This window comes from uncultured Sphingomonas sp. (assembly GCF_964243315.1).
Classification (GTDB): Bacteria; Pseudomonadota; Alphaproteobacteria; order Sphingomonadales; family Sphingomonadaceae; genus Sphingomonas.
Genome location: NZ_CAXTEM010000024.1, coordinates 37,323 through 46,603, shown reverse-complemented (window position 1 = coordinate 46,603; position 9,281 = coordinate 37,323). Strand labels below are relative to the sequence as shown.

The 9,281-nt window shown below is 69.1% G+C and carries 7 protein-coding genes; 3 read left to right on the top strand and 4 right to left on the bottom strand.

Annotation, left to right across the window (positions count from 1 at the left end; all coding sequences use genetic code 11):
* The 3 genes from ACFE77_RS09195 to ACFE77_RS09185 form a co-directional block, all read left to right on the top strand.
* A partial coding sequence (locus ACFE77_RS09195; RefSeq protein WP_375421335.1) for a prolyl oligopeptidase family serine peptidase occupies positions 1-359 on the top strand: 359 nt, incomplete at its 5' end.
* Positions 335-925: a DedA family protein gene (locus ACFE77_RS09190; RefSeq protein WP_375421334.1), complete on the top strand. Its 591-nt coding sequence runs from the start codon at positions 335-337 to the stop codon at positions 923-925. The genes ACFE77_RS09195 and ACFE77_RS09190, both read left to right, overlap by 25 nt.
* Positions 922-1,323 (top strand): acyl-CoA thioesterase, encoded by a 402-nt coding sequence (locus ACFE77_RS09185; protein ID WP_375421333.1) that lies wholly within the window; start codon positions 922-924, stop codon positions 1,321-1,323. The genes ACFE77_RS09190 and ACFE77_RS09185 overlap by 4 nt, the downstream gene beginning before the upstream one ends.
* Positions 1,324-1,378: 55 nt before the next feature.
* Here the strand turns inward: ACFE77_RS09185 and ACFE77_RS09180 are convergent, their stop codons facing one another.
* The 4 genes from ACFE77_RS09180 to ACFE77_RS09165 all read right to left on the bottom strand — a co-directional run bounded on the left by ACFE77_RS09180 (position 1,379) and on the right by ACFE77_RS09165 (position 9,049).
* Entirely contained in the window at positions 1,379-6,316 is a 4,938-nt protein-coding gene (locus tag ACFE77_RS09180; RefSeq protein WP_375421332.1) for a hypothetical protein, read from the bottom strand.
* Positions 6,317-6,399: 83 nt separating this feature from the next.
* Positions 6,400-7,515, bottom strand: coding sequence for a hypothetical protein (locus tag ACFE77_RS09175; protein WP_375421331.1), 1,116 nt, complete (start codon positions 7,513-7,515; stop codon positions 6,400-6,402).
* Between the two features lie 38 nt (positions 7,516-7,553).
* On the bottom strand, positions 7,554-8,042 hold the full coding sequence (locus ACFE77_RS09170) for a hypothetical protein (RefSeq protein ID WP_375421330.1): 489 nt from the start codon (positions 8,040-8,042) through the stop codon (positions 7,554-7,556).
* 11 nt (positions 8,043-8,053) lie between these two features.
* Positions 8,054-9,049, bottom strand: a complete 996-nt coding sequence (locus ACFE77_RS09165; protein WP_375421329.1) for a hypothetical protein — start codon at positions 9,047-9,049, stop codon at positions 8,054-8,056.
* Positions 9,050-9,281: the final 232 nt, after the last annotated feature.

Below are 9,281 nucleotides of genomic sequence, written 5' to 3'. Positions count from 1 at the left end.
ACACGATGCTCGACGCCGATCTGCCGCTGACCCCGGGCGAATGGCCCGAATGGGGTAATCCGATCGAGGACGCGGCGGCGTTCGCGCTGATCCGGTCATACAGCCCGTATGACAATGTCCGCGCGCAGGCATATCCGCCGATGTTCATCTCGGGCGGGCTCAACGATCCGAGGGTGACCTATTGGGAGCCCGCAAAATGGGCGGCCAAGCTGCGCCACGTGAAGACCGGCGACAATCTGCTGGTGCTGAAGACCAATATGGGCGCGGGGCATGGCGGCAAGTCGGGGCGGTTTGAAAGCCTGCGCGAGGCGGCCGAGGAACATGCTTTCGTGTTGTGGCAACTGGGACTCGAAGGCTGAGTATCGAAACGCTCATCGCCCGCTACGGGCTGGCCGCGGTGTTCCTGGGCGCGGGCGTCGAGGGGGAGACGATGGTGCTTGCGGGGGGGCTGTTCGCGCATGAGGGCATGCTGTCGCTGCCCGGCACCGTGATCGCGGCGGCGGCGGGATCGTTCATGGCGGATCAGGCGCTTTTCGCGGCAGGGCGGCGGTTCCGCGATCATCGCCTGGTCACGCGCGCGCAGGCCAAGCCCGCCTTCGCCAAGGCGCTGCGAACGCTGGAGCGTTATCCGATCGGCTTCATCTTCGCGTTCCGCTTCCTCTACGGCCTGCGCACGGTGAGCCCGGTCGCGATCGGCACCAGCCACGTGCCGTTCCGCACCTTCGTCGGCATCAACGCGCTGGCGGCGATCACCTGGGCGGTGCTGTTCACCAGCCTCGGCTATGTGTTCGGTACGGGTGTCGCGGAATTGTTCGGACGATACCGGCCGCATGGGCGGCAATGGCTGTGGGTGGGGCTGGCGGCGCTGGTGCTGGGGCTGGTGTTCGGTGCGTTCCGGTGGTGGCGGTCGAGGAAGATCGGATGAGCGAGCGCTTCACGCTGACGATCACCGCGGCCGAGGCGGACATCGACGAGCTCGGCCACGTCAACAATGCGGTGTGGGTGCGCTGGATCCAGGACATCGCGATCGCGCATTGGGACGCGGTGGCGCCGGCCGCTCACCGCGCGGCCTATGTGTGGGTCGTGACCCGGCACGAGATCGATTATCGCGGCAACGTCGTCGCGGGCGAGACGGTGACCGCGGAGACCTGGGTCGACACCCCGCCGCAGGGCGCGCGGTTCGATCGCAAGGTGCGGTTCCTGGGCGCGGACGGCCGGGTGAAGGTCGAGGCGGTGACGACCTGGGCGCTGATCGACCGCGCGACCGGCCGGTTGCTGCGGATCCGGCCGGAGGTGGCGGCGCCGTTCTATCCGATGGGTTAAGGCCGGGAGACCCGAATGACTTAGCCCCTCCCCTCAAGGGGAGGGGGCAGAAGGATCAGCGCCCGAACACCGCCCTTGCGGCATTGCCGATCGAGCGCTGGTCGACCTTCATGCGCATCGTGACGTAGGGTCCCTTGCGGGTGTAGCGGTCGGCTTCGAAGTCGCGGTCGCGGTAGCCGGCGATGTTGTAGCCCGCGGTGATCCAGATGTTGCCTGCGGGCGAGGCGCCGACCGATGGGCCGCCGCTCCACGACCAGATGCCGCGATCCCAGGCATGCTGGACCGAGCCGGCGACGCCAACGTCGAAGCTGCGGCCGAGATCGCGGCGCAGGTCGAAGCCGGTAACGTCGATGAACCCGTCGAAACGTTCGTCGGCGAAGCGCCCCTCGACATATTTGCTGCCGTGATAGACCGTCGCTTCGGTGCGGTGCGGAGCGCCTTCGTCGCCGGTGCGATAATTGACCGCGAGGTTGTTGATCACGCGGGTGGTCACCCGCTGCCCGCCGGCGAGCGTCGCGACGCCGAGCGGGTTGGCGTCGGTGAAGCCGGTGTCGGCACGCTCCTGCCGGTATTCGAGGTGCTCCAGCAGCGACCAGTTGCTGTCGATCGGGCGCCAGGCGAGCGCGATGTCGGCGGCGGCGAAGCTCGCGACGCGGCCGGCCGCGTCCTCGATCCGGTAGACGCGCAGGCCCGAGGCGACGGTGCGGCCTTCGCCCAATGTGCGCAGGATATTGCTGGTGACGCCAATCCGGTCCTGCGCCTTGCCGTCGCGATATTCGAGTCGGCCGTTCCAGGTCCAGCGCGCCTCGCGGTACGCGGCGCCGATCGTTGCGGCGGCATAGTCGCCATTGGTCTGGTCGCGGCCGATGAACCCGCCCGACGCGACCGGCTGGAAGGCGTTGACGACCGCGCCGGGAGCGATCGCGCCGCGGACGGTGTCGCTGGCGTCGAGGGTGGCGTCGATCGTCCAATGCTTGCCGATCGGCAGCGACTGGCTGAGCCCGTATTGCGCGTAGGTGCGTGCGGCGTTCTCGCCGATCGCCTGCTGGTTGAGCGTGCTCATCAGCTTGGCACCGGCCCAGGGGGCGACATCGAAACCCAATTGCGCGGTGTTCGCGACGAAATCCTTGCCGTCGGCGATCTCGTAGCCGCCGAGCAGGCGGATGCCGTCGCGGACGCGCCACGCTGCGTTGATCTGGTGACGGACCGGGAAGTCGACCGAGGCCTTGTCGCCGCCGGGTGCGACCTGGGTCTGGGCGGTGAGCGCAAGGGCGCCGCCGAACAGCGTCTTGCTGCCGCCGATGGTGAACAGCCGCGAGTCGCGATCCTGGCCGTCCAGACCGCGATCGGCGACCATCTGCGCGCCGAGGAAGACGGTGCCGCCGGGGGTGCGATAGTCGAGCCGGGCTTCGGCGGCGCTGCGGCGGCCGGCACCGTCGAGCTGGTCCTGATACCAGCCGGTGGCGGTCAGGCTGAGGCGATCGGTGAGCGCGGCGCGGGCGTCGAAGCCGAACTTGCGGGTGCCCGCCTCGACCAGGTTCTGCTGGCCGAGACCGTAGCCGGTATCCTGCTGGCGAGCATAGGCGAGGACGTCGATGCCGCCGCCGTGATGTTCGACCTCGGCGAGGAAGGCGCGGCCCTGACGCAGGCCTGCGCGGCCGCCGCTGGCGACTTCGGCGCGAAGCATCGTGGCGGCGCCGAGCCGGGCCTTCAGGTCGGCGGCGGCGAGGGTCGCGGCGCCGGAGGTCTCGTCGCGGATGACGCTGGCGCCGAGTTCGATGCGGCCGGCGGTGGCGACGACGCGCGCGGCGGCGGCGAGCTTCTCGCTACGGCCGCCCTCGACCTCGTAATCGGCGACGATGAAGACCGGGTTGAGCGCGGCGTCGCGGGTGAGCACCGGCTCGCGGAAGCGGATCGTGCCGGCGGCGGTGTCGATGTCATAGTCGATGTGGCGGGTCAGCGCGATCGACGAGACGATGCGCTCGGCACGGAAGCGGTCGCGGACCTCGATGCGCAGCTTGTCGCTGTTGGGGACGATGCCGCGGGCGGACAGACGGTACGGACCCGCCAGGCCGTTGCCCTGGATCTCGTCGCGCGAATAGAGCGTGCGGGTCTTCGCCGCGAAGCCACCGACGCGGATATGGTCGCCCTCGTAAGCGGCTTTCAGGCCGTTCAGCGTGCGGCTGTAGCGCGCGAGCTGGGTGTCGGTGAAGCCGGTCTCGAAATCGCCGAACAGCGCGAAGGCGTCGCGGCGTTCGAGCCGCAAATAGAGCTTGCGATAGGTCGCGGCGTCGTAGCCCTGTTGGGTGCCGTCGCCGTAAACGGTGTAATAGCGGTCGGGGTCGATCGTGCCGAGCAGGCCTCGATCGGCCTCGTAGCGGCGATCGCTGTCATAGGCGATCGTCAGCAGCCACGAGCCCTTCACGCGCCCCTTGGCGTAGACCGCGAGTTGCCCGTCGGTGACCACCTTGCCGCGCTGAGCGACCGGCAGCGCGCTGCTGTGGCGGCGGAGCGTGTCGTAGCCGATCGTGCCCGCGCCGAAGCCGACCACGACCCATTCCTTGGCGGCGGCGGCAAGCCAGGTGCGAATCTTAGTAGTGCGGACCTGGCGATCGTCGGCAAGGCCGACCACCAGCTGCACCGCGCCCGCCTGCGTGGTGGGTTGCAGCGCGAGCAGCGCATAGCCGTCGTCGCCAACGACGCGCCCGGTGCCCGCGGTGGCGCCCGGCTGGCGGGCGTAGTCCGCATCGTCGGCGCGCGCGGCGGCATAGGGCTGGTCGACGGTGAAGGTGATCGGCGTGCCGGCGCGGACCGGCCGGCCGGCGGCGTCGGTGACACGGACCGCCACCAGCGGGCGAACGACGCCGTCGGCGACGAGGCGGCTGTGCGCGGTGTCGAACACCGCATGCACCGGAGCGCCGGCATAGTGCACGACGCGCTCCAGCGTCTTCACCAGCGTGCCATCGGCATCGACGATCCGCGCCGACAGCCGGTTGTCGCCCGCCAGCAACGGCAGGCCGGTCCATTTCGATACCGCCACGGGGGCGCCGGCGTCGCCGTCGGTGCCGTCGAAGGCGAGCGCATCGGTCGCGCGGCCGTTGACGGTGAGATCGACGCGCTGGCCGGGAAGATGCTTGATGACGACGCGCAGGACCGGCGCACGCGGATTGTGATCGGCGGCGGGGAAGACCCAGTCGAGGCCGGGCGTCTGGCCGGCGAGCCAGTCGCGGTTGCCCGCGGCGGTGGCGTCGTCGACGACAGCGAGGGTGGCGTCGTCGCGCGGCGCCGCGACGATCGGGCCGTCGCGCAACTGGAAGTCGACGCGCTTGATCACGCCGCCCTCGCCTTCGACGAAGCGCGAGATCGCACTATCGGCCTGGCGGGTGTCGCGATCGCAGGCGACCGCCTGCTGACCGGGCGCGAGCGTGCCGGTGTCGAGCTGGACGACGTGGCGGCCGGCGCGGACGCCCTCGAAATGGTAGAGGCCGTCGCGATCGGTGACGACGAAGGTGCCGTCTTCGAGGAGGATGCGGACCCCGGCGACGCCCTTGCGCCGCGCCGCGGGCTTGCCGCAATCGCCCTGCGACACACGGCCGACGACGGTGAGCGCATCGGTGAACAGCAGCGGGCGCAGCCGGACCGACGCCGCGGCGTCGTTGGAGGAACTGGCGCCGCCGATCAGCCGGACGCGGTTCAGCGCCTCTCCGGCGGGGGCGCCGGGCGTCACCGAGACGATGTAGCGGACCTCGGCACTTGCGCCGGGATCGAGCGCCGGGATGACGAAATCGAGATCGCGCCCGTCGCTGGTGACGGTGGCTTCGGCGGCGCCGCGGGTCGAGCCGGATTCATAGCGCAGGCCGCGCGGCAGCGTGTCGAACAGATGGAGGTCGCGCGCCGCGGTCGTGCCGCGATTGGTCAGCTGCAACCGGTACTGGATGAAGTCTCCGGGCGAGGCATCGCGGACCGACGCGGTCTTGGTCAGCAGCAGCGAGGTGTTGGGGTGGCGATCGAGCGGGATGTCCGAAAAGAACGGATCGACGCCGGCAAGCACCAGCGCGCGGCCATAGCTGGCGTCGTTGATGATGAAGGGCCGGCCGCGCGGATCGCGCAGCGGCGCGATCCCGTCGGGCCCGACGATCGAGGGCGCGGTATAGTCGGCGGGCGGCACGATCTTCAGGAAATAGGTGCCGGGTGCAGCCAGCGGGAAGCGGTAGCGACCGCGTTGCCCGGGATAGACCCGCCCGCTCGCATCCGTGACCGTCTGGCCGCTGATCACGGTCGAGGGATACCGGCTGACACCGTCGTCGCCGAACACCTGCGCGGGATTGCCGGCGGCATCGACCATCGACACGATCGCGCCGTCGATCAGCGCGGCGGTGACCGAATCGAAGACGTAGCCGGCCGGATCGATCAACGTCGAGAAGGTCGAGGCGAGGCTGTACGGATCCTCGTTGAAGCTGATCCGCAGTCCGGAGCCACGCTGCAGCGTGAGGTCGCAGTCGGATAGTTCGGGATGGCTGCCACTTTCGGGCACGCCACCCGCGAAGACGCCGGTGTCGACGCCGGTTTCATGCAGCGCGATCGTGCTGTGGACGGGGCCGGCGTCGACGTCGATGTTGGCGTATTCGCGCGCGGTGGCGTCGCGGTTGCTGCCGGGCGCGTCGAGAACCATGATCAGCGGCTGATTGACGTCGAGCATGCCGAGCAGCGGCGCGGCAGCGAGCTGCGCCGCCTCGATCGGCGCCGGCGTGAACTTCAGGGGGTTCGTGGTGCACGCCATTCCCTCCAGCTGCATGCCCGGCGGCAGCGCACGGAAATGGAGCGAGGTCGCACGCTTGGGCGGCGCGACGTCGAGCACCACCGGGTTCGACGGCAGCACGCGTTCGCCCCCTGCCGTTTGATAGACGAGGGTGGCGGTATTCTCGATACGCGTCTGGGCATGGGCAGCCAGGCAGCCGCCCAATCCGATCAGGATCGCACCGAGGTGCTTCAAGGTTCGCGTTGCACGCATGTCGACGGCGCGCCGGACGGCGATCAGCCGCGCCGGCGCTGGGTCTCTCCCCTAGATGGACGAGGTCAGTTGATCGTGACGTTGAAGCTTGCGGCGGCCGACGTGCTGCCCGGGATCGTGGGAATTCGCGCGATGACGGTCTTGCTCCCGGCGTTGAACGATCCGGTGTACGGGCCGGTCGACGACCCGTCGTCGGCGATGTTGGTGCCCGCGAGCACGCAGGCGAGACCGGAGCCCGCCAGCCCGACGTTGATCGATCCGGCCACATAGGTGGTGCCGGTCGGGATCACGTCGGTGAGGACGACGTCGCTCGCCGCGGTGAGCGGCGTCGCGTTGCGCACGGTGAGGCAATAGCGCACCACGGCGCCCGGGATCGCCTTCGGATCCAGCGTGTTGACGCCGTCGGAGACGACGGTCGCGCTCTTGATGACGCTGAGGGCGACGTTGCGATCGGTGATCTCGTACGCACCATAGGCCCAGACCTTGCCGTTGCGCGCGAGATCGAAGCCGAGGCCGTCATTGTCCGCATCGGCGAAGACGATATCGATGTCGGTGTCCGAATTGGCGTTGGACAGCAGCGTCGGGATCAGCGCCGCGCCCTGGACGCCGGTCGCGCCGCCAGCCGCGACGGTGACCTCCAGCCCGACCTGCGCCAGATTGGCGGTCGGGGTGGTCGGCACGTCGCCGACGATGAACACGGTCGCATTCGCGTCCGCGGCAAGTTCGTCTATGAAGGTCGCGGTATCGGTGCCGGCTTCATAGGTGCCGTTGCCGTTCGCATCGACATAGACATGGACGTTCGACGCATCGAAATTGTCGGTGCCGCTGAGGATGCCGGCGAGCAGCGACTGGTGCGGGGTCAGTAGGAAATCCTGCGGCGCGTTGGTGTTGTTGGTTACCTTGAACGACAGCACCGCGGCAGACTGGCCGAGATTGACCGAGGTGTTCGCCGCGGCGTTGTTGATCACCGTCAGGTTGACCTTGCGATCGACCAGGAAGGTCGCGGTGTTCGAGGTCGCGGTCTGCGGCGTGCCGTTGACCGAATAGCTCGCCTGCGCGGTGTTGGTGATGGTGGTGCCGGCCGGGGTCGACTGGGCGTGCGCGGTGCCCGCGCTCATCGCCAGCGGAGCGACGGCGGCGACACCGGCCAACAGGATGGGACGCGTACGGATTACGGACATGGGACGAGCCTCTCGCTGGGTCTTGATGGAAGAATCGGTCATTTGAGCACCGCCGCGAACGCCAGGTCGCCGTGCGCGCCGGGTGCGATCGGCCTGGCGAGGCGCCAGCGTACCGCGACGACGTCGTCGGCGACCGCGGGCCGGCGTGCGCCGGTCGGCAGCGCGACGCTGAGCGTTGGGAGCGGACCCCAGACTTTACCGTCGACGGTCATCTCCGGAGTCGGGCCGGTCGGTGCGGGGCTGCGGAAGGCGATGCCCTTCGGCATCGGATTGGCGAGCACGAGATCCGCAATGGGTGCCGTTCCGGTGTTTCGATAGGCGAGCGCGACCAGGACGCGATCGCCGGGCACGACCTTGATCGGCGGGACGAGTTCGACCGATGCGCTACCGTCGGCGGCGACGACGCGGCGCTCGACCAGCATGCGGCTGGTGACCGACAACGGATCGGCAAGCGCGGGCGCGGCGGTGGCGACGAGCGCCAGCGCGGCGGCAAGCGCCAGACGAATGACGTGGCGAAGAACGGCCATCGGCGATTTCCTCATTGGATCTTCACTTGGAACATGACGGCGCGGCGCGCCGCTGCGGGGACGGCGCCGAGCGCGACGTCGATCGCGGTGCCGTCGAACGCGCCGGCGTCGGTGTCTGCGGCATCGGTGAGCGCGACATCGTCGATGCGGAGGCTGCCGGCGACATAGGTGGTGCCGGTCGGCACGCCGTCGTGGATGCGCGCGCCGGTAATCGCGCCGCCGAAGGTCGCGGTGAGGGTATAGGTGATCACCGCGCCGCGCACCGCAGCGCTGGAGCCGTCGGGCGCGCGGACGCTCTGGGTCTTTTCGAAGCGCGGCGCGTCGGTCGGCGTGCCGCCGATCGAGATCGCGAGCCGCGCGACCGCACTGGTGGAGCCGGTCAGCGCGTCGCCTCCCCCGTCGCCACGCCCAGCGAACACGGTGCCGGGCGTGCCCGAACCGGTCCCAGCGGTAGCGGTGACCGCAACCGAAGTATCGACCGGGCCGGTGGACACCGGATCGAGCACCACCAGCAGCGCCAGTGTCGCGCCGGGTGCGATCGACGGCGTCAGTCGATCGTCGCCGAGCGCGCGATCGACCTTGGGGTCGTACCGGCCGTCACCGTCGACATCGACCGCCACGAGGCGGACACGGACCGAGGCGTCGGTCGGCGTGGCGGCGATCGCGAAGGCTTCGTTGCCGTTGCCGCGGTTGGTGAGCGTCACCGCCGCGATCGCGCCGGTCTCGGCGGCGATCACGCCGGTCGCGCCGCCGCTGCGAACGAGGGCAACGTCGAGGATCTCGCCGACGGTGAGCGTGGCAGGATTCGACGCGATCGTCTGCTTGCCGCCATTCGCGTCGGGAATCTGGAGGTTGGCGACGTTGGTGATGACGGTTCCGGCGGCGACCTGCGCCTGCGCGATCCCGCTGGTGGCGGCGCCGAGCAAAACGCCGACGCACAGCAAGGCGAAGCGCGCGGCCGATCGCACACCCTTCTTTCCGCCATTGCTGCTTCGGTCGATCGACACTGTTCATTCCCCGATCATGAGATCGAGGATGAAAATCGCGATTTCTGCTTAAACAAAAGCTACGCAGCCGGTTTTGGTTCTTTTCGCGTCGCCAATGTGATTAGAACCATTATCGGATTGATCTATGAGGGGATCCGCACCCTCGGCGCAGCGACTGTCGGCGCAGCAACCAACTCGCTTTGGTTGTTTTCGGGTGATGTCAAATCGGGGCGGGAATTACGCCCAGTTCGGG

Bases quoted from the DNA above. Each gene is read 5' to 3' on its own strand.
- ACFE77_RS09170 (WP_375421330.1), bottom strand. From the start codon at position 8,042: ATGGCCGTTCTTCGCCACGTCATTCGTCTGGCGCTTGCCGCCGCGCTG.
- ACFE77_RS09175 (WP_375421331.1), bottom strand. From the start codon at position 7,515: ATGTCCGTAATCCGTACGCGTCCCATCCTGTTGGCCGGTGTCGCCGCC.
- ACFE77_RS09185 (WP_375421333.1), top strand. From the start codon at position 922: ATGAGCGAGCGCTTCACGCTGACGATCACCGCGGCCGAGGCGGACATC.